The 20,628-nt window shown below is 67.3% G+C and carries 18 protein-coding genes; 7 read left to right on the top strand and 11 right to left on the bottom strand.

The genetic code is table 11. The features are described 5' to 3' along the window. Positions 1-5 precede the first annotated feature (5 nt). The 5 genes from NTY77_01410 to NTY77_01390 are packed head-to-tail and all read left to right on the top strand — an operon-like array spanning position 6 to position 7,693. Complete coding sequence (locus tag NTY77_01410; protein MCX5794138.1) at positions 6-2,711, top strand: PAS domain S-box protein; 2,706 nt, start codon at positions 6-8, stop codon at positions 2,709-2,711. After that, entirely contained in the window at positions 2,708-3,157 is a 450-nt protein-coding gene (locus NTY77_01405) for a response regulator (protein MCX5794137.1), read from the top strand. The genes NTY77_01410 and NTY77_01405 overlap by 4 nt, the downstream gene beginning before the upstream one ends. A 2-nt stretch (positions 3,158-3,159) precedes the next feature. Beyond that, a complete protein-coding gene (locus NTY77_01400) occupies positions 3,160-5,250 on the top strand; it encodes an ATP-binding protein (protein MCX5794136.1) in 2,091 nt (696 codons plus the stop codon). Further along, positions 5,247-5,696, top strand: a complete 450-nt coding sequence (locus NTY77_01395) for a response regulator (protein MCX5794135.1) — start codon at positions 5,247-5,249, stop codon at positions 5,694-5,696. Before NTY77_01400 ends, NTY77_01395 begins: the two co-directional genes overlap by 4 nt. Continuing rightward, positions 5,693-7,693: a response regulator gene (locus NTY77_01390; protein MCX5794134.1), complete on the top strand. Its 2,001-nt coding sequence runs from the start codon at positions 5,693-5,695 to the stop codon at positions 7,691-7,693. Before NTY77_01395 ends, NTY77_01390 begins: the two co-directional genes overlap by 4 nt. A gap of 55 nt (positions 7,694-7,748) precedes the next feature. On the opposite strand, the gene NTY77_01385 is transcribed toward NTY77_01390, so the two are convergent. The 5 genes from NTY77_01385 to NTY77_01365 form a co-directional block, all read right to left on the bottom strand. Further along, positions 7,749-8,642: a hypothetical protein gene (locus NTY77_01385; protein ID MCX5794133.1), complete on the bottom strand. Its 894-nt coding sequence runs from the start codon at positions 8,640-8,642 to the stop codon at positions 7,749-7,751. A 54-nt stretch (positions 8,643-8,696) separates the two neighbouring features. After that, entirely contained in the window at positions 8,697-8,957 is a 261-nt protein-coding gene (locus tag NTY77_01380) for a cupin domain-containing protein (protein MCX5794132.1), read from the bottom strand. Between the two features lie 7 nt (positions 8,958-8,964). Then, complete coding sequence (locus NTY77_01375; protein MCX5794131.1) at positions 8,965-9,678, bottom strand: hypothetical protein; 714 nt, start codon at positions 9,676-9,678, stop codon at positions 8,965-8,967. Beyond that, positions 9,675-10,307 (bottom strand): hypothetical protein, encoded by a 633-nt coding sequence (locus NTY77_01370; protein ID MCX5794130.1) that lies wholly within the window; start codon positions 10,305-10,307, stop codon positions 9,675-9,677. The genes NTY77_01375 and NTY77_01370 overlap by 4 nt, the downstream gene beginning before the upstream one ends. 66 nt (positions 10,308-10,373) lie before the next feature. Further along, a complete protein-coding gene (locus NTY77_01365; protein MCX5794129.1) occupies positions 10,374-11,648 on the bottom strand; it encodes an amidohydrolase family protein in 1,275 nt (424 codons plus the stop codon). Positions 11,649-11,875: 227 nt separating this feature from the next. Between NTY77_01365 and ispG the strand changes: the two genes are divergently transcribed. Together ispG and NTY77_01355 are read left to right on the top strand one after the other, a co-directional pair. After that, complete coding sequence (gene ispG, locus NTY77_01360; protein MCX5794128.1) at positions 11,876-13,504, top strand: (E)-4-hydroxy-3-methylbut-2-enyl-diphosphate synthase; 1,629 nt, start codon at positions 11,876-11,878, stop codon at positions 13,502-13,504. Between the two features lie 69 nt (positions 13,505-13,573). Next, the gene (locus tag NTY77_01355) at positions 13,574-14,593 is read left to right on the top strand and encodes an aminopeptidase (GenBank protein MCX5794127.1); all 1,020 of its coding nucleotides are present in this window, start codon (positions 13,574-13,576) and stop codon (positions 14,591-14,593) included. Here NTY77_01355 and NTY77_01350 read toward each other — a convergent pair. From NTY77_01350 to NTY77_01325, 6 genes are read right to left on the bottom strand one after another with little or no spacing between them, the layout of a single operon-like run. Then, positions 14,565-15,380: a CHAD domain-containing protein gene (locus NTY77_01350; GenBank protein MCX5794126.1), complete on the bottom strand. Its 816-nt coding sequence runs from the start codon at positions 15,378-15,380 to the stop codon at positions 14,565-14,567. The two genes, NTY77_01355 and NTY77_01350, sit on opposite strands and share 29 nt — an antisense overlap. Then, the gene (locus NTY77_01345) at positions 15,380-16,552 is read right to left on the bottom strand and encodes a hypothetical protein (protein MCX5794125.1); all 1,173 of its coding nucleotides are present in this window, start codon (positions 16,550-16,552) and stop codon (positions 15,380-15,382) included. Before NTY77_01345 ends, NTY77_01350 begins: the two co-directional genes overlap by 1 nt. After that, entirely contained in the window at positions 16,549-17,223 is a 675-nt protein-coding gene (locus NTY77_01340) for an ABC transporter ATP-binding protein (protein ID MCX5794124.1), read from the bottom strand. The genes NTY77_01345 and NTY77_01340 overlap by 4 nt, the downstream gene beginning before the upstream one ends. Continuing rightward, a complete protein-coding gene (locus tag NTY77_01335) occupies positions 17,216-18,430 on the bottom strand; it encodes an ABC transporter permease (protein MCX5794123.1) in 1,215 nt (404 codons plus the stop codon). Before NTY77_01335 ends, NTY77_01340 begins: the two co-directional genes overlap by 8 nt. Beyond that, positions 18,430-19,185, bottom strand: a complete 756-nt coding sequence (locus tag NTY77_01330; protein MCX5794122.1) for an outer membrane lipoprotein-sorting protein — start codon at positions 19,183-19,185, stop codon at positions 18,430-18,432. Before NTY77_01330 ends, NTY77_01335 begins: the two co-directional genes overlap by 1 nt. Before the next feature lie 16 nt (positions 19,186-19,201). Continuing rightward, positions 19,202-20,626, bottom strand: coding sequence for a tetratricopeptide repeat protein (locus NTY77_01325; protein ID MCX5794121.1), 1,425 nt, complete (start codon positions 20,624-20,626; stop codon positions 19,202-19,204). Positions 20,627-20,628 lie beyond the last annotated feature (2 nt).

Raw genomic sequence — 20,628 nt, 5'->3', positions numbered from 1 at the left:
ATGCCATGAAGAATAGAGCCCCAGCCGGAGAGAAGACCCAGGCCGTGCAGCTCTTCGCCCGCCTGCTGGATTTCACCCAAGACGGCGTTTACCGCTACACCTTCGCCGAGGGGAAGATCCTGTTCGCCAACAGCGGCTTTATCCGCATCCTGGACCTGGACTTCGCCCCCGGGGAGGTGGCCGGCAAGCTCCTCCGGGACCTGATGACCTACACCGAGGAGCCGGGGACGATCCGAAAGCATGCCGACTTGAAAGGCAAGATCCATAATTTCGAGTACCACTTCAAGACGCTCAAAGGGGCGGACCGCTGGGTGCTCCACGACTCCTTCGTCACCGCGGACCCCAAGACCGGGGAGAAGGTGGTCGAGGCTTTTGTCCGGGACATCACCGAGCGCAAGCGGTCCGAGGCCGCGCTGCGCGACAGCGAGGAGCGGCTGCGCTTCGCGCGGGAGATCAGCGGCATCGGCGCCTGGGACCTCGATCTGGTGGACCATACCGCCTTCCGTTCTGTCGAACATGACCGCATCTTCGGTTACGCGGAGCTCCTCCCGAAGTGGACCTACGAGATGTTCCTCGAGCACGTGCTGCCGGAAGACCGCGCGCTGGTGGACGAGAAGTTCCGGCGCGCCACCGCGACGGAGAGCAACTGGAACTTCGAGTGCCGCATCCGCCGGACCGATGGTCAGGTGCGCTGGATCTGGGCGGCCGGGCGCCACCAGCGCAATGCCGCCGGCGCGGCGCGCCGCATGGCCGGGATCGTCCAGGACATAACGGAACGCAAGCAGGCGGAGACCGCGCTGCAGGCCAGCGAGAAGAAATTCAGAGCCATGGCCGAGACATCCCCCCTGGCCATCTACCTGTCGACCGGGATCGAACAGAAAGCCTCATACATCAATCCCAGGTTCATCCAGGTTTTCGGTTATACCCTGGAGGATGTGCCGACGGTCGGGGACTGGTGGCCGCGGGCATATCCCGATGAGAAGTACCGTCAGGGGATCGTCGAGGAATGGCAAAGCAAGGTCCAGCGGGCCATCGCTACAGGGTCGACCATCGAGCCGCTGGATGTGGTGGTCACCTGCAAGGATGGCACGAAGAAGAACATCCTGTGGGGGTTCACCTCCGCGGGCGACATGAACATCGCTTTCGGGCTGGACATCACCGAGCGCCGGAAGGCCGAGGAGGCCCTGGCCGCGGAGCGGCAGCGGCTGTTGGTCACCCTGCGCAGCATCGGCGACGGCGTCATCTCCACGGACGGCCAGGGCCGCGTGACCTTGCTCAACGCGGTGGCCGAGGCGCTCACGGGCTGGAGCGATCCCGAGGCGCGCGGCAAGCCCCTGTCCGAGGTCTTCCGCATCATCAACGAGCAGACCCGGCGGCCCGCCGTGGACCCCGTGCGCAGGGTGCTCTCCGATGGGCGCGTCCAGGCGCTGGCCAACCATACCGCGCTGGTCTGCCGGGACGGGACCGAGCGCAGCATTTCCGACAGCGCGGCGCCCATCCGGGACCAGGACGGCAAGGTCATCGGGGTGGTCCTGACCTTCCGGGACGTGACCGAGCGCAGGAAGTCCGAGGAGGCCGTCCGGGAGAGCGAGGAGCGCTTCCGCTCCCTGTTCGAGAACATGCGCAACGGGCTGGCCCACTGCCGGGTGATCTTCGACGGGGACCGGCCGCAGGACGTCGTCTATCTCGCGGTCAACCAGGCGTTCGAGGCCCAGACCGGGCTCAAGGACGTGGTGGGCCGCAAGGCCTCCGAGGTCATCCCGGGCATCTGGGAGGCCGATCGGGGGCTCCTGGAGGTCTACGGCCGGGTGGCGCGGACCGGGGTGCCGGAGCAGCTCGAAATCTACCTGGAGGCCCTGCGGCAGTGGTTCGCGATCTCGGCCTACAGCCCGGGCCGGGATCATTTCGTGGCCGTGTTCGACGTGATCACCGAGCGCAAGCGGGCGGAGGAGCAGGTCCGCAGGCTCAATGTCGAGCTTGAAGAGCGCGTGGCCCAGCGCACGGCCCTGCTCAAGATGGCCGTGGAGGAGTTGGAGGCCTTCAGCTACTCGGTCTCGCACGACCTGCAGGCGCCCCTGCGCGCCATGGACGGCTTCAGCCAGGCCCTCCTGGAGGACTATCCGGACCAGCTGGACGCGCGGGGCCGGGACTACCTGTCCCGGGTGCGCGGGGGAGCCCAGCGGATGGCCCAGATGATCGAAGGCTTCCTTAAGCTGTCGCGCGCTGGCCGCGCCGAGCTGCAGCGCAAGCCCGTGGACCTGGGCGCCCTGGCCCGGGAGGCGGTGACGGAGTTGCGCCGGTCGAACCCGGGCCGGGACGTCGAGTTCACGGCGGTCGGCGACCTGCGCGCGGAGGGCGACAGTGCGCTGCTGCGGATCGTGCTCGACAACCTCCTGGGCAACGCCTGGAAGTTCACCGCGAAGACGGCCCAGGCCAAAGTCGAGTTCGGCGCGGCGCCGAGCGGGACCGAGCTGGCCTTCTGCGTGCGCGACAACGGGGCCGGCTTCGACGCCTCCCAGGCGGGCCGGCTCTTCGGCGCCTTCCAGCGCCTGCACGGCAGCGCCGAGTTCCCGGGCTCGGGCATCGGTCTGGCCACGGTGCGGCGCATCATCCACCGGCACGGCGGCCGCGTGTGGGCCGAGGGCGAGGTCGGCAAGGGCGCGGCCGTCTACTTCACTTTGCCCTCGCGGCCGGACCGGGAGGGCCCATGAGCCGGAAGGTGATCCTGCTCGTCGAGGACAACCCCGACGACGAGGCGCTGACCCTGCGGGCCTTCAAGAAGCACAACCTCGCCAACGAGGTTGTCGTGGCGAGGGACGGGGCCGAGGCCCTGGAATGGCTCTTCGCCGCGGGCCGGCACGCCGGGAGGGACGCCGGCGTCGTGCCGGCGGTCGTCCTGATGGACCTCAAGCTGCCCAGGCTCGACGGCCTGGAGGTGCTCCGGCGCATCCGCGGCGACGCCCGGACCCGGAACCTGCCGGTGGTCATCCTCACGTCCTCCAAGGAGGACCAGGACGTCATCGGCAGCTACGCGCTGGGCGCCAACAGCTACGTGCGCAAGCCTGTTGAGTTCGAGAGCTTCATGGAGGCGGTCGGTCGGCTCGGCCTCTATTGGATGCTGCTCAACGACCCCATTCCTTCGGTGAGGAATGCCTGAATATGGACAAAGAGCCCCGGATCCTGATGCTGGAGGACGACCCCTCGGACGCCGAGCTGGCGGACCGGGCGCTGCGCCAGGCGGGGCTGAGATTCTCCATGGACCGGGTGGCGGACCGGGAAGCCTTCGTCAAAGCCCTGCAGGCCCCCCCTCCGGACCTCATGCTGATCGACTACAATCTCCCCGCCATCAACGGCCAGGAGGCACTGGCGCTCGCGCGCCAGCATTGCCCGGGCGTGCCTTTCATCTTCGTCTCGGGGATCATGGGCGAGGAATTGGCCGTCGACACGCTCAAGCAGGGCGCGACCGACTACGTGCTGAAGGCGAGGCTCTCCCGGCTGGCGCCGGCCGTGCGGCGCGCCCTGGAGGAGGCCCGGCTGCGCGCGGAGCGGCGGCGGGCGGAGGCGGCTTTGCAGGAGAGCGCGGACCAATACCGCGCCATGGTCGAGACCACCGGGACTGGCTACGTCATCGTCGATTTGGAAGGCAGGGTCCTGGGCGCCAACCCGGAATACGTGCGCATGACCGGCCGCCGCGCGCTCGACGAGATCCGCGGCCGCAGCGTCCTGGGGTGGACGGCCGACCACGCCAAGGCCAAGAACGCCCAGGCGGTCGCGCAGTGCGCCAAGGAGGGCCGGATCCGGAATTTGGAGATCGACTACGTGGACCCCCGCGGCCGCATAACGCCCGTGGAGATCAACGCGACGGTGGTCACCGCCAACGGGGTCGCGCAGATCCTGGCCCTATGCCGCGACATCTCCGAGCGCCGCAAGGCGGAGGCTGAGCGGGCGCGCCTGCTGGAATCGGAACAGAAGGCCCGCGCCGAGGCCGAGGCCGCCAGTCGGGCCAAGGACGAGTTCCTCGCCCTGGTGTCCCATGAGCTGCGCACGCCCATAACCGCCATCATGGGCTGGAACTGGCTGCTGCGCTCGGGCGAGCTGAGCCCGCCCGAGCGCAAGCGCGCCCTGGAGGTCATCGACCGCAGCATGCAGACCGAGAAGCAGATCATCGACGAGCTCCTCGACGTCTCCAGCATGGTGCGCCGCCAGCTGAGCCTCAAGAAGCAGACCTTGGACCTGGGCAAGCTGGTGGCGGAGACCGCGGCCGGCTTCCAGGCCGAGCTGCGGGCCAAGTCCCTGCGCCTGGTCTGCGCGCCCGCGGCGGGACTGCTCATGGAGGGCGACCCCAGGCGCCTGCGCCAGGTCTTCTGGAACCTCGTCTCCAACGCGGTGAAGTTCACCCCGGAGGGAGGCACGGTGACGGTCCTGGCTCGCCGAGCCGAGGGCCAGGTCCTGGTCTCGGTCGAGGACACCGGACCCGGGATCGGCCCCGAGTTCTACGGGCAGCTCTTCGAGCTGTTCCGCCAACAGGAGGCCTGCCTGACGCGCGTGCACGGGGGGCTGGGCCTGGGCCTGGCCATCGTCAAGCATCTCGTCGATCTGCACGGCGGCGCGGTCTCGGTCGCCCCCCCGGTCCCCGGGCGGGGCGCCAGGATCGGCGTGTCTTTGCCGCTCGCCCCGCGGGGCCGGGACTACTTGTCCCGGGTGCGCGGAGGAACCCGGCGGCTGGCCCGGATGATCGACGGCTTCCTCAAGCTGTCGCGCGCGGGCCGCGCCGAGCTGCAGCGCAAGCCCATGGACCTCGGGGCCCTGGCCCGGGACGCGGTGACGGATCTGCGCCGGTCGAACCCGGGCCGGGACGTCGAGTTCACGGCGGCGGGCGACCTGCGCGCGGAAGGCGACGGCGCGTTGCTGCGGATCGTGCTCGACAACCTCCTGGGTAACGCCTGGAAGTTCACCGCGAAGACGGCCCAGGCCAAAGTCGAGTTCGGCGTGGTCCCGAGCGGGGACGAGCGGGCCTTCTGCGTGCGCGACAACGGGGCCGGCTTCGACGCCTCCCGGGCGGGCAAGCTCTTCGGCGCCTTCCAGCGCCTGCACGGCAGCGCCGAGTTCCCGGGCTCGGGCATCGGCCTGGCCACGGTGCGGCGCATCATCCACCGGCACGGCGGCCGTGTGTGGGCCGAGGGCGAGGTCGGCAAGGGCGCGGCCGTCTACTTCACTTTGCCCTCGCGCCCGGACCCGGAGGGCCCATGAACACGAAGATGATCCTGCTCGTCGAAGACAATCCGGACGACGAGGCCCTGACTTTGCGCGCCTTCAAGAGACACAACCTCGCCAACGAGGTCGTCGTGGCGAGGGACGGGGCCGAGGCCCTGGAATGGCTCTTCGCCACGGGCCGGCACGCCGGGAGGGACGCCGGCGTCGTGCCGGCGGTCGTCTTGCTGGACCTCAAGCTGCCCAGGCTCGACGGCCTGGAGGTGCTGCGGCGGATCCGCGGCGACGCCCGGACCCGGAACCTGCCGGTGGTCATCCTCACGTCCTCCAAGGAGGACCAGGACATCATCAGCAGCTACCAGCTTGGGGCCAACAGCTACGTGCGCAAGCCGGTGGAGTTCGAGAGCTTCATGGAGGCGGTCGGCCGGCTCGGCCTTTATTGGATGCTCCTCAACGAATCCCTTCCGTCGCGGAGGAACGCTTGAATCAGAACGCTAGCGACCAAGAGCTCCGGATCCTGATGCTGGAGGACGACGCCTCGGACGCCGAACTGGCGGACCGGGCGCTGCGCCAAGCCGGGATCAGATTCTCCATGGTCCGGGTGGAAGACCGGGAAGCCTTCGTCAAAGTCCTGCAGGCCTCCCCGCCGGACCTCATGCTGATAGACTACAACCTCCCCTCCATGAACGGCCTGGATGCTCTGGCCATCGCGCGCCAGCGCTGCCCGGACGTGCCTTTCATCTTCGTCTCGGGGACCATGGGCGAGGAATTGGCCATCGACACGCTCAAGCAGGGCGCGACCGACTACGTGCTGAAGGCGCGGCTCTCCCGGCTGGCACCGGCCGTGGGGCGCGCCCTGGAGGAGGCCCGGCTGCGCGCGGAACAGCGGCTGGCGGAGGCCGCTTTGCAGGAGAGCGCGGACCAATACCGCGCTATGGTCGAGACCACCGGGACCGGCTACGTCATCGTCGACCTGGAGGGCAAGGTCCTGGGCGCCAACCCGGAGTACGTGCGCATGACCGGCCGCCGCACGCTCGACGAGATACGCGGCCGCAGCGTCCTGGAGTGGACGGCCGAGCACGCCAAGGCCAAGAACACCCAGGCGGTCGCGCAGTGCGCCAAGGAGGGCCGGATCCTGGATTTCGAGGTGGACTATGCGGACGAGCGCGGCCGCATAACCCCCGTGGAGATCAACGCGACGGTGGTCACCGCCAACGGGGTCGCGCAGATCATGGCCCTATGCCGCGACATCTCCGAGCGCCGCAAGGGGGAGGCGGAGCGGGCGCGCCTGCTGGAATCGGAACAGAAGGCCCGCGCCGAGGCCGAGGCCGCCAGCCGGGCCAAGGACGAGTTCCTGGCCCTGGTGTCCCATGAGCTGCGCACGCCCATAACCGCCATCATGGGCTGGAACTGGCTGCTGCGCTCGGGCGAGCTGAGCCCGCCCGAGAGCAAGCGCGCCCTGGAGGTCATCGACCGCAGCATGCAGACCGAGAAGCAGATCATCGACGAGCTCCTCGACGTCTCCAGCATGGTGCGCCGACAGTTGAGCCTCAAGAAGCAGACCATGGACCTGGGCAAGCTGGTGGCGGAGACCGCGGCCGGCTTCCAGGCCGAGCTGCGGGCCAAGTCCCTGCGCCTGGTCTGCGAGCCCGCGGCGGGACTGCTCGTGGAGGGCGACGCCAGGCGCCTGGGCCAGGTCTTCTGGAACCTCGTCTCCAACGCGGTGAAGTTCACCCCGGAGGGAGGCACGGTGACGGTCCTGGCTCGCCGCGCCGAGGGCCGGGTCCTGGTCTCGGTCGAGGACACCGGACCCGGGATCAGCCCCGAATTCTACGGGAAGCTCTTCGAGCTGTTCGGCCAGCAGGAGGCCTCCCTGACGCGCGTGCACGGGGGGCTGGGCCTGGGCCTGGCCATCGTCAAGCATCTCGTCGATCTGCACGGCGGCGCGGTCTCGGTCGCCCCCCCGGTTCCCGGGCGGGGCGCCAGCATATCCGTGTCTTTGCCGCTCGCCGCGGTGCCGCCGGGTGGGCCGCCTCCCGAGCTCACCGACGCCGACTCCAAGGCCGCGGCCTCCTCCCGTTCTCCGGGGTCCCTGAGCGGAGTCCGCATCCTCGTCGTGGACGACGACGACGACACCCGCAACATGATCGCCTCGGTCCTGGAGCACTGCGGCGCCAAGGCTCAGGGCGCCGCGTCGGCGGCCGAGGCCTTCTCCGCCTTCAGGGCGAGCCGGCCGGACATGGTCATCTCCGACATCGCCATGCCCGAAGAGGACGGCTATTCCCTGATGCGCCGCATCCGCGCCCTGCGGCCCCAAGAGGGAGGGCAAGTCCCGGCCGCGGCGCTCACCGCGTACGCGACCGCGCAGAACCGGGCCGAGGCCCTGCGCGCCGGGTTCCAGATCTACCTGCCCAAGCCCGTGGACCCGGAGGAGCTGGTGGCCGTGGCGCGCACCTTGGCCGGCAAGTCCAAGGCCCCGTGAAAGAGCGAGCCCCGCTGCCCATGGGGCAGCGGGGCTGGGGCCTGGACTAGCCTGACTACTTGTCGCCGGCCTGGAAGAAGTAGAGGTCCGCCTCGAAGTTGCGGTACGAGCCCGGCGGCAGCTCCCGCACCACGGCCTCGATGAAGCCGCCCCCCTGCTCCGCGATGAACTTCTTGAAGTCCGCGATCCGCGTGTCGAGGTCCTCGCGCTTGTCCGCGGAGCGGGTCACCAAGCCGACCTCGCGGCCGATGTAGACGGTTATGATGTCGATGGTGTTGGAGTAGTCCTTGGCCTGCTGCAGGACCTGGATCCCGGCCTTCTCCAGGATCTTGGCGTCCACGCCTTCGGCCTTGAGGATGCGCACCTGCACCTCTTCGTTGGCCTTGGCATTGCCTTTGGTCAGGTAGTAGAGATGGTAGGTGGGCAGGTAGAATTCGAAGTCCGAGGTGAACGAGGCGATGATGGGAAGCCCGGCCGCCTTGACCGCGTCGGAGATCTTCTCCATGTTGGCCAGCAGGTCCGCCGGATCCTTGGGCTTGAACTGCATGGGCTCGGCCATGAACTCGCGGATGACGAGGCCGTCGCTGCCCGTGTAAGGGAGCACGGAGATGATGTTCTCCTCGTAGTCGTTGGCGCCGGGAGTGAAGCCGGCGCGTCCCAGGATCTTGGTCCATTTGTCCAGGAAGGCCTGGTTCTCGGCCGCGTTCTTCGGATACGAGTAGAGGCTCTGCTTCCCCGCGCGCGGCAGGAGGTAGCTGTCCGTCACCTTCTCCGGCACGGTGAGGGTGAGGCCCACGGCCCGGCCGGGAACGGACGGCGCGCCGGCGGGCAGCATCTGGCGGAGCTGTTGGAATCCGAGATATCCGAATCCCTGCGAACCGAGCGTCTCTTGGGCGGCCGCGAAGCGGACCGGCAAAGCGGCGGCCAGCAGAACGAGGACGAATCTCATGAGCATCCTCCTAGGCCTTTAGGCCTAGGAGGAGTATAGCACAAAAGGGCAGGCCTACCCGAACTTGTAGTGCTTGCGCACCGCTTTCCGGATGGTCCAGGCGCAGTCGAGGTCTTTGGGGAAGACGACCCAGTCGCCGGCGCCGAAAGAGACTTCTTCGCTGCCGGCTTTGACCGTGACCTCGCCTCCGAGGATGAGGCAGGTCTCCTGGTCGTCGTAATGCCAGGGGAAGGTCGACTCTTCCTTGGTCCAGATGGGCCAGGCCGAGGCGGTCTTGCGCTCAGCTTCAGTGGGTTTGCGCACGATGATCTTCATGTGGTCCTCACAGGCTCTTGGGCGCGGGCAGGCTGAAGCTCTTGGCGGCCACGGCCTCGCGCAGCCAGCGCCGCAGGCGGTCCTGGTACTGCTGGGCGTCCTCGATGGGTTCTCCCCCCTTCCCGATCCGGCGATCGAAGGGGAGTCCCTGGCGCTGGCTCAAGGACACGCCGCTCTCGTAATAGGCGAAACCCGGCACGGGCAGGCGGGTCATGCCCGAAGGCAGGACCGTGGCCTGGTCCGGGTCGGAGACGTCGAGGCGATAGACGGCCACCTTGCCGGCCAGGTCCTCGGAGAGGCCCTGCAGCGCGGCCTGCACGTCTTTCCAGCCTTTGCAGGTGGGAGTGTAGCTGACCACGAGCACTTTCCCCGGGGCCTTGACCACGGTGCGCTCGTAAGCGGCTTTGTTCACCACGGAGAAGACCGCGGCGGTGGACACGGCGGTATTGGCTTCTGGGCGGGCCGTTTGCGCCCGGGGGATCGCCGAATCCTTCTCCTTGCGCAGGGGCCCGTTGATGACCTGCTGGGCTCTTTCTCCCACGGCGACGGCTCCGCCGCCGCCGCCGCCTGAGGATGCGCCGCTGGCGCCGCTGACGCTGGTCGAGCTTTTCTCCGGCTTGGGCGGCTCGCCGCAACCGGACTCCTCGCAGGCGCCGAAGCTCATGGCCAATGCGCCTATGGCCAGGAGTCCGGCTGCGCGTCGGACGATGTCGGCTGTCACTTCAGGAACAGGAAGAAGTAGGTCAGGAAGTCGTAGAGGTCGAGGTTGACCAAGGTGATGTCGACCGGGGAATGGTTCATGCCTCCGCTGAGGCGTCCGGAGACCTTGTCGAAATTCAGCTCGATGGGAGAATGGTTGGCGTAGCCCGTGAGGGTGCCTTTCTCCATGTCGAACTCGACGCGCACGGGGGAGTGGTTGGAGTAACCTTCCAGAACGCCTTTGGACCATTCGACCTCGTACTTGACCGGGCTGTGGTTGGCTCCGCCTTCGACGGACGCTTTCTCGGGGCTCCAGGTGAAGGTGAGCTCTACGGGGCTGAGGTTGGCCCCGCCGGTGATCTTGCCGCCGTCATAGTCCACGGTGACGTCGAGGGGGCTGAGGTTCATGCCGCCGGTGATGCGGCCGGCGCGGCGGTCGAAGGTGACGTCAACGGGCGAGAGGTTCATGCCGCCTTTGATCGTGCCGACGCGGGGCAGGGACGTTGCCTTGGCGGCGACAGTCGCGGCCGGGACGAACTTGAAGGCCTGGACTGCGGGGTTTGCGAAGCCGGCGGCCGTGCCTGCGGAGAGGGTTTCGAGGCTTTGGGCGTTGGCGAGAGAGGCCAAGAGGCAGAGGGCGGGGAGCATCATCAGCGGTTCCTCCTAAGTGTCCTTAATTATACCACGAAAGGTCGCCGTCGCCGGAGGTGTCAAGGCCTATTGCGCGGCGTAGATCACCTTGCCGTTGCGGATGGTGTACCGGACTCTTGAGAATGCGGCAAAAGCCTTGGCGGGATCACCCTTCAGTACCACCAGATCTGCCTGCATCCCCTTGGCTATCCGTCCGCTTTGACGCGAGCATCTGAAACGCTGGGCGGGGTTCGTGGTCAGCGAAGCGAGCACCTGCTGGAAGCTCAAGCCCGCGCGCGACATCAGCGCGAACTCCTTGGCGGTATTGGGATGATGGGTATAGCCCACGTCGGTGCCGAAGAGGATCTGTCCGCCAGCCTCGGAATAGTCCTTCAGTTGCTCGATGGCCAGGTCGAGTGCCGTCCGGATATCCTCGGGGGATTGGCCGCGTTCCCTGCCTTCCACTTCCCACAGGGTCAGAGTCGGGATCAGCGCCATGCGCTTGGCCTTCATGCGATTGATCAGGTCCGGAGGCCAGTGCTGGCTCAAAGGGGCGGTATGAGCCAGAACGTCGACGCCGTTTCGCAAGGCTATCTCGATGCCCTGGATATTGGAGGGATGCGCGAAAGCGGGCTTTCCGGCGTGGTGGGCCTGCGTGACTATGGCTTTGACTATCCTCATCGGCATGGGCAGGATTCTCCCGCTCCCCGCCAGCGAGCCGGTGAAGATCTTTACGCCGTCGGCCCCGGCGTCGATCTGCCGGCGCACGCGCGCCACGGCCTGCGTCGCGGACTGCACCTCCTCCGACGGGATGTGGTTGGCCGCAAGCAGCTCCTGCACATAATGGGGAGTCCCGCCTTTGGGATAGAAGGGATCGCCGACGGTGAATATGCGCGGGCCGCGCACTTCGCCGCTGGCTATGCGCCGCCGGATGGCGTTGGTGTTGTCGAGGACAGAGGCGACGTCGAAGACAGTCGTGAAACCCCAGTGGGTGAGCATCTGCTCCAGTTGCGCGGAGAGTCGATCGGCTGGGAGTCTCTCTGCGTTCAGCAGTCCTTTGGTGAGGAAATGCACGTGGCTGTTCCAGAATCCCGCGGTGACGACCGTCCCTTTGCAGGCGAGTACCGTGGCGCCCCGGGGCGGCTTGACCTTGGAGCTGGGGCCGACAGCATAGATGCGCTCGTCATGCACGAGGATGGTGCCGTCGTCGATCGGCGGCTCGGTGGGCGACGGGTAGATCTTCCCTCCGACCAGAGCCAGGTCAGCGGCGAGGCTTGGGCTGGCGGAGACCAGCATCCCCAGTAGCAGCGAGATGATGATGCTTCGGAATCGCTTGTCAGCGCACCGGATCAGGCCGATCATCCAGTCCTCCCTTTGTCTAGTCAGACACATCCCATCGCGCCCCGACTATGCGCCCTGAAAATCGACAGCGAGTTGACGTCGAATCTGCCGTTTGTAGAGTATAAAAAATAAGAACGCCGTCGAGCTGAATATATTTCTCCCATCCGAATAAAGCGATTGAAACACGATCCCGCACATTTTGGAAATGCCGCCCCGCCCGCCCCAAAGCCAATTGGTATAATCCCCTGATGCCCCTCCCGCCGTACTGCCCCGACCCTTTCTCCTACAAACGCCGTCTGACCCGCGCCGTGGCCGTGGGCAAGGTCCTCCTCGGCGCAAACAACCCCTTGCGCCTCCAGTCCATGACCACCACCGACACCCTCGACGTCGTAGCCTCGGTGGCCCAGACCGCGCGCCTGGCCCAAGCCGGCTGCGAGATCGTCCGCCTCACCGCCCCCACCGTCGAAGCCGCCCGGGCCCTGGAAGGCATCAAGACCGGTCTCATACAAAAAGGCGTCGACATCCCACTAGTCGCCGACATTCACTTCCAACCCGAAGCCGCCATGACCGCCGCCGACTTCGTGGAGAAGATCCGCATCAACCCCGGCAATTTCCCCCAGGACCGCTTCCCCCCCCTCGTAGACAAACTCAAAAGCCTCAAACGCAGCCTGCGCATCGGCGTCAACCACGGCTCGCTTTCAGAGCGCATCAAGAGCCGGTACGGCGACACACCACAAGGAATGGTCGAAAGCGCCCTCGAGTTCGCGCGCCTCTGCGAGAAGCAGGACTTTCACGAGGTCGTCTTCTCCATGAAGGCCTCCAATGTCAAAGTCATGATCGCCGCCTACCGCCTCTTGGCCGCGCGCATGGCCCAAGCCGGCATGGACTACCCCTTTCATCTAGGAGTCACCGAAGCCGGCGAAGGCGAAGACGGCCGCATCAAATCAGCCATCGGCATCGGCAGCTTGTTGGAGGATGGGATCGGGGACACCATACGAGTCTCTCTGACAGAAGAGCCCGAAGCCGAGATACCAGTCTGCGGAGCCCTGGCCGCACGATTCCGGAACCGCAAGCCCGCCAAGTCCAGCGCCAAAGGCAGATACTGCGACCCCTACAGCTACACAAGACGGACCAGCCGCAAGACCACCATCGCAGGCTTTGCCGTCGGAGGCGAAACAGACGTCCGCGTCGTCAGCCAGCCGGTCAAGGCCGAAGAGATGGAGCTCAACTCCTCTGCGCTTCGGCAAACCCCTGAGTTCGTGGAGGCAGAGACGGCTGACAAAGCTCTCAGCCTAGCCCAGCGCAAAGGAGCGCCGCTGGTCGGCCTCGTCGGCAAAGACCCCAGCCTGCTCCTGCGCGAGTACCGCCTCCTCGCCGCAGAGGCAACAGGGCTGGCCATCCATATCCGCGCCCCGCGCGCCGCAGACGACCAGCGCCAGATCCTCGAAGCCTCGACCTTGATAGGCGCCTTGCTCTGCGACGGCATCGGCGACACCGTGGAGATAGACACAGGCTGGCGGCCTGCGCGAGAACTCTCCCTCGCCTACAACATCCTCCAGGCCGCCGGGGTCCGCCTGAGCAAGACCGAGTTCGTCTCCTGCCCAGGCTGCGGCCGCACCCTCTACGACCTCCAGGCCGCCACGGCCAGCGTCAAGCGCCAGCTCGGCCACCTCAAAGGCCTCAAGATCGCGGTCATGGGCTGCATCGTCAACGGGCCGGGCGAGATGGCGGACGCCGACTTCGGCTACGTCGGCGGAGCCCCCGGCAGGATCAACCTTTACGTCGGCAAGCGATGCGTGAGGAAAGGGGTGCCGGAGAGATTGGCCGTACAGGCTCTGAAGGACCTGATAAAACAGAACGGCAAGTGGCGGGACTAGAATTAGGGGGACACCATACTTGATTCCAGCCGAAATTTGGCATGGGAATCATGGTGACCTGAGTTAAGTATGGTGTCCCCGAAATTCCCCCTGGTCTTGCTCCTCGCCGTTGCCTTGTGCGGCTGTTCCCCGGTCTATGTCACCAAGGCCGCGGCCGGCCACGCCAGCCTCCTCTGGCACAGCCGCAGCATGGCCGCGGCCTTGCGCGACCCAGCCACCCCGGAGGACCTCAAGGCCGGGCTCAAGCTCGCGCTGGAGGTCCGGGAGTTCGCCTTCCAGCGTATGGGCCTCAAGCCAAGCCGGGACTTTTCGACCTATACCCCGGTCCACGGCGCGGTCACTTACGTGGTCTCGGCCTGCCCGCGCACCAGCCTGGAGGCCTACCAGTGGTGGTTCCCGTTCGTGGGAAAGGTGCCGTACAAGGGCTACTTCCGCAAGGACGACGCGCTGCGCGAGATGAAGAGCTTCGAGGACAACGGCTTCGACGCGCGGGTGGGTGGGGTGGCGGCCTACAAGACCCCGCTCTGGTTCACGGATCCCTTGCCCTCCAATGTCCTGGATTATCCACCCGGAGACCTGGCCGAACTGCTCATCCACGAGTTGACCCATGGCACGGTCTGGTTCAAAGACCGGGTGGATTTCGATGAAGCCGCGGCGACTTTCGTGGGCCAGGAGGGCGCGGCGGATTTCCTGACCCTGCGCTTCGGCGCGGATTCTGCCCAACTGAGGGAGTACCGGGCTGGTCTGGCTCGCGGACGGGAGTTCGCCGTCGCCATGGACGAGCTCTACCAGCGGCTCGGGGCCCTCTACCGCGGTCCCGCTACGGACCAGGAGAAGCTTGCCCGCCGTGAAGAGATATTCGCCTGGGGCCGCAAACGGCTAGAGGAAATGGGCCAGCCGCTCTCCGAGCCGCTCAACAACGCGGCGGTCCTGGCCCACCGGCTCTACAACTACGATCTGAGCGGTTTCCGCGCCCTGCACGAGCGCTGCGGCCGGGACTGGAAGAAGACGGTGGCCGCGCTCAAGGCCTTGGACCGCAGCGACCCCTTAGGAGCCTTGACTAAGCTGACCAGCGCTGAGCCGCGCTGATCAGCCGCTTGTCCCGCCCGGTCTTCAGCCATCTGCGCCGCAGGTCTCGCTCCAGACGCCGGGCCTCGAGGCGGGCGGGCTCGGAGGCGGGCGGTACGCCGCAGTCCGCGAGCTCATGCAGGTCGTGCAGTTTTCCGAACAGGTCCTGCAATTGGCGCAGCCGGCCGACCAACTTGCGGACACCGGCGTCGATCCTCGTGAAAGGCTCAAGCAGATAACGCAGGCGCTTGACCCGTATGCGGGCCGCATGCATCTGTGCCGGAGTCCCCCCTCGCCGCACCGCCTTGAGGCGCCGGTCGAGCCGCTTGGCCGCTGCGCGGATGGCAGCGGAGGCCGCGGCGCCGAAGGAGAGCCGGCCGGGCTGGACCCGTGCCAGCCTGGCTTCGAGCTGTCGCGCCGCGGACTCGAACTCCGGCAAGCCTTGGCGCAGGAAATCCTGCCGGCAATGCGCGGCCACAGCCTCCAGATGCACGATGAGCCGGCGCGTGATCTCGCACGGCGCGCCATGCCGCTTAAGCCACACCGACCACACCTGCGCGTCGCGCGCCGGGCTCGTGGCGTGGCTGATCTTGCGCAGGCGCTCGCGCAGGGGCCGCGCCCCGGCGGGCCCGAGGCAGTCTCGGTAGGCGCTCAGCGCCACGCGCAGGCGCCGCACCGAGGTGCGGAAATCGTGCAAGGCCTTCGCATCCGAGCCGCGCTGGATCAGCCGGGCCGACTCCCACGCCTGGCCGAGCCAATGCCGCGCCAAGCCCGCCGCTGCCTCGCCGACTGGGAGTCTTTTGTCCATCAGAAGTAATACTGCGCTTGCAGATACCCCAGGTTCGCCGGGAACCCGAATTCCGTGTTCCGGGCCGCGCCGAAGCGCTGCCAGCCAGCCGTAAGATACAAATTCGAGAGCGGGTTGTACTGCAGGCTGGGCGAAAAGAGGCTGCTGCCGTCATCCAGGTTGGTCAGGAGCACCGCGTCGAGCTTGAGCAAAGGATGCAGGTCCTTGGAAAAGGTCAGTCCCGCGTAGTCCTTGGCCAGCGCAACGTCCCGGCCTGAGAGCAGCACGCTGCGGTCGTAGCGCGCCGGGTTCACGGTGCCGCGGCCATTGTGGTAATACTCGGCCAGCAGCGACGAGTCCTTAAGCGCCTTCCACTTCGGCTCCGAGCCGAAGGAATATTCGTAGCCGATGAGGCCCCGCCAATACGGCCGCGCCGTCTCGGGGTCCGTATAGGACCACTCTCCGTGCAAAGAGCCGTCCCAAAGGTTGCCCGCGAAATCCCCTCCCGCCATCCAGCTCGAAGTCGAGCCCGCCACCTTGCCGCCCATGGCCGAGAAGTCGAAGTTCTTCCAGTTCGAGCGGCCCCGGGCCAGCAGCGAACTGTCCGGCCAGCGGTCCCGCGGTGCGTAGGCGAGTTCCGCCTGGGAAAGTTCGCCCAAGCCTTGACGCAGGTATGCGGCGTCTACGCCATTGCGCTCGTCGCGCTCCACCGCGGCCGGCTGGTAGGGATTGAGCACGTCGGTCGGGTTCCAGAGCTTGCCCGTGCCCCAGGCCACGCGCTGGCGGCCGAAGCGCAGGCTGGTGCGCTCCGTCTCCAGGCCGGCCCAGCCCCGGTAGAGCCGGTGGCGCCAGAGCGAGGTGGCGGAATCGGCGACGGTCTGGTCCATGTCGAGCCAGGTCTGCGGCCCGGCCAGGCCGAAGGTCTTGTACTCCGTGGTGCGAAAGAAGCTGCCGGCGTAGACTTCGTGGTCGTAGTCCACGTGGACTTTGAATACCGAGGCCTGGGCTTCCAAGGTCAGGCGCGCCCGGTCGAGATTGAGGAAGAAGGGCCTGCCGTCGAGCCCGGAATGAGAATACTGCCAGAGTTCTTTGAGATAGCCCGAGGCCTCCAGCCGCACGGGACCGGGATGGGACTCTTTGGCCTGCACCGGCCCGGCCGCGGTCCAGAGCCAGAGTGCGGCCGCAACGATCATGACGGAGCGAGCTTCCCGTCGTGGAGGTGGATCACGCGGCGCGCGCGGGAGAGCACGGCCGGGTCGTGGCTGGAGAAGATGAAGGTGATGCCGCGGTCCTGATTGAGCGAGCCCATGAGGTCCAGCAAAGAGGCCGCGGTCTTGGAGTCGAGGTTGGCCGTGGGTTCGTCGGCCAGCACCACCATGGGCCGGTGCACGATGGAGCGGGCGACCGCGACCCTCTGCTGTTGGCCGCCCGAGAGCAGGTTGGGCCTGCGGTTCGCCATGGTCTCCAGGCCCACCCAGCCGAGCACCTCCAAGGCGCGGGCGCGCCGCTCCGAGGCCGGCACGCCCTGCAGGACCATGGGATACTCGACGTTCTCCACGGCGCTGAGCACCGGGATGAGGTTGTAGGCCTGGAAGATGAAGCCCAAAGAGCGCAGGCGGAAGTCCGCGGCTTCGGGCGGGGACAGGTGCGAGACCTTGCGGCCCTCGTAGAGGACCTCCCCCGAGCTGGGCGCGTCCAAAGTCCCGATGATGTTGAGCAAGGTGGTCTTGCCCGAGCCGGAAGGCCCGGCGATGGCGGAGAACTCTCCGGCCTGGAAGTCCATGCTCACCGAGGTCAGCGCCGTGACCTTGGCCGCGTAAGTCTTGGAGACGTGGCGGACCGATATCAGGGGGGCCTTAGACATGGCGCAGGGCCTCCGAGGGATTGAGGCGGCAGGCGCGCAAAGCGGGCGGCAGGGCCGCGAGCACGCTGACCACCAGCACCGCGCAGAGGGCGCGGGCGTGGCTGGGCCAGTCGAAGCGGAGGTAGATGACGGACGGGAAGGGCAGGAAATAGGACAGAGCGTCGCCCACGGCCAGGCGCAGGCCGGCCTTGCCGTAGTAGGTGATGAGCAGGCAGCCGATCCCGAGCCCCAGGACCGTGCCCACCGAGCCCAGGATGACGGACTCGGCCAGCACCAGCTTCATGACCCAGCGCGGCCGCGCGCCGATGGCCATGAGCACGCCGAACTCGCGCACGCGCTCGAAGAGGCTCATGAGCAAGGTGTTGAGGATGCCCAGGGCCACGATGGCGAACACGATGAGCAGGACGATGTCGAGCAGGGCGTTCTGGAAGGTCTGGATGGCCACGATCTCATGGTCGATGTCGAGCCAGCGCAGGACCTGCACGGGCCCGCGGCCCAGCTTCTCGGCCAGCTCGGCGCGCACCCGGTCGGCGAGCCCGATGTCGTCGAGCCGGACCACGATCTGGTTGACCTTGCGGCCCGCGGCCAGCAGGGCCTGGCCGCCGGCGAGCGGGATATAGATGAATTGGCCGTCGAAGGTGGTGCTGCCGGTGTGATAGATCCCCACGACTCGGAAGGCTTCGGCGCCCATGCTGCCGTCGTCGGCCTGGGCCATGACCACAACCTTCTCTCCCAGGCGCAGGTCCAGGCGCTGGGCGATCTTGTCGCCCAGGACCGCCTCGTGCTCGGCGCCGCCCAGGTAGCGGCCCAAAGTGATGTAGCCGGCCATGGTGGTGATCTGCTTCTCCTTGTCCGGCTCCACGGCGCAGATCATGGCGCCCACGGAGCCGGTCGGAGAGGAGACCAGTCCGGTGACGTCGATGCGCTTGCCGAAGGCTCTGATGCCGGTCTGCCGAGACAGGACGGCCTCCACAGGCGCGGGGTCCTCGATGTACTTGTCCGGGAACTTGTACTCCTTGATGCTGCGGTTCTGGATCTGGAGGTGGCCGGTGATGGAGCCGGTGGCGCGCTCGATGAGCTGGCGCTGGACGCTCTTGATCATGCTCTGGCCGAACATGATGGCGGCCAGGCCGCAGGCCATGGAGGCCACGGTGATGAGGCTGCGCCGCAGGTTGCGGCAGACGTTGCGCCAGGCCAAACGGAGCACTACCGCACTCCCTTCTGAAGCCGCGAGAGGCTGAAGAAGCCGTCGGCCAGCGGGATGTCGAATTCGATCTCATGGTACTGCAGGGAGGTCTTCTGCCCAGGCTTCTTGTGCGGCTGGCACTGCAGCCGCGCGGGCACCAATCTCCCCCCCATCCGCTTGATGTCGGAGAGGGTGATGGTGCGGATGAGCTCGCCGCGCTCGCTGTAGTCCTCTTCCTTGAGTCCCACCACCTCGTCGCCCGGATACACCGCGGCCCAGAACAGGACCTTGCCCCAGACCACGGGCGCGTCGGGCTTGGGGTCGGCCTGGATCCGGTAGACCGTGCGGCCTTCCTCCGGTGTCTTGTCCAGGAGCTTGTGCTCATAGTCCTTGACGATGGAGTCGGCCTTGACGATGTCCTCGTAGGTGAAGTCCGAGCCTTGCCAGGAGCTGTGCATCATGGTGGGCGGCACCTTGATGACGCGCTCCACGCGCGGCAGCCAGGCCCACATCTCGTCGCGCCGGCGCAGGGTCACGTTGCCCGCGTCCTTGGGCGGGGCGTGGATGAGGATGAAGGCCAGCTTGCGGTCCCGGTTCCAACCCTCCACGTCGAGCTTGCGCTCCCAGGAGGGGGTCGTGATGGTCATGGTCAGGCGCGCGTGGCTGGTGTCGCCGCGCAGGGCCTTGTTGGCGCGGTCCACGATCTCGTGCAGGGACAGGTCCGCGGCGGCGCAGGCCGCGGCCACACCAAGGAGGAGGCTGAATATCGCGGACACGCGGTGATTCTACAACTTAGCCGCTGCCGAAGTCCGCATCCCGCTCCAGCTTCTCGGCGCGCTGCTTGCGGCCCATCGCCCGGTAGACCTTGGCCATGCGGCGCAAGGCGTCCTTGTGCACCGGGTGCTGGCGGCCGAACATCTCCCCCACTTGGCGCATGCGCTTGAGGCACATCTCGACCAGGTCGGGCTTGCCCCGCGCGACGTAGACCCGGGCCAGGCCCTCCCAGATTGACAGCGTGCTAGGGTCCGGTCCGTGGTGCCGTCCCTCGTTGACCTCCAAAGCGCGGCGGAAGAAGCCCTCGGCTTTCTCATTGCGGCCCAGCCCGGCCGAGACCTCGGCCAGGCTCAGGAGCAGTTCCTCGCGGTCGCGCTGGTCGGCCTTGGGAGCCTGCACCTGCTTGGCTAGGGCCTGCAGGCACAAAGACTCCGCGGTCTTGAGTTCTCCACGGCGGTGATAGAAGGCGGCGGCGCGTAGGGCGGACTTGACCCCGGTGTAAGGGTTCGGGTCCTGCGGCAGGAGCTTCTGGTAGAGGGCCGCGGCCTCGTCGCCCCGCCCCTGCGCCGCGTAGACCTCGGCCATGGCCAGCCAGCTCTGGCGCAGGCCCTGCGGGTCCGCGCCCGGGCTCAGCTTGTAGATGTCTATGGCCTGCTGGAGAGAGGCTCCGGCCTCGTTGAGCCGGCCCTCGCGCAGGGCGAGCGTCCCGTCGAGCCGCAGGGCCTGGGCCAGGTCCAGGTGGTTCTTGGGCAGCTTCCGGCTCAAAGACAAGGCCCGGCGGCAATGGTCCTGGCCGTAGAACTGGCCCTCGGCCGTCTCCATGCCGACCTCGCAGAGGCTCGCCGCGGCTAGGGCCTCGGCGGAGTCGTCCGCGCCGCCCACGCGGAAGCCGATGGCCTCCCCACGGCGCAGGGTCCGGTCCGCCTCCTCGTAGACACCCCAGCGCGTGTAGAGCGCGCCCAGTTTGGCGTAGGCCGAGGCCACCGCCCCGCTGAGCTCGCCGAAGTTCTTCTGCAGGACGTGCAGCGAGCTCTGGTAGTAGTCCTCCGCCTCGTCGAAGCGGCCCTCGACCATGAGCAGCTCGGCCAGGTTGTCGTAGAAATGCGCCCGCTTCGCGTCGTCGGCGGCCAGGACGCCCGAGGCGGCTTTGAGCGCGGAGTCGAAGAGGGGACGGGCCTTCTCCAGGTCGCCGTTGCGGCGGTAGACCTTGCCTGACTGGTCCAGCGAGTAGGCGGTCCGGATATCGGCCGGTCCGAAGACCTCCTGGGCGAGCTGTTGCGCCTGCAGGGCGGGCTGCAGGGCCTCCAGATAGCGGCCCTGGTCGAAGAGGTCGATGCTCTCCTCCGACTTCTCCTTCCATTGCTCGGGCCGGTGGTCTTTGCGGCAGGCGGCGGCGCCCGAGATGGCGGCGAGAAGCATGCAGAAGGCCGCGGTCCTCGGCATGC

It is taken from the genome of Elusimicrobiota bacterium (assembly GCA_026388095.1).
In the GTDB taxonomy this organism is placed as follows: Bacteria; Elusimicrobiota; Elusimicrobia; order UBA1565; family UBA9628; genus UBA9628.
The sequence above is the reverse complement of the archived record's forward strand: the minus strand, read 5'-3'. Positions and strand labels throughout refer to the sequence as shown.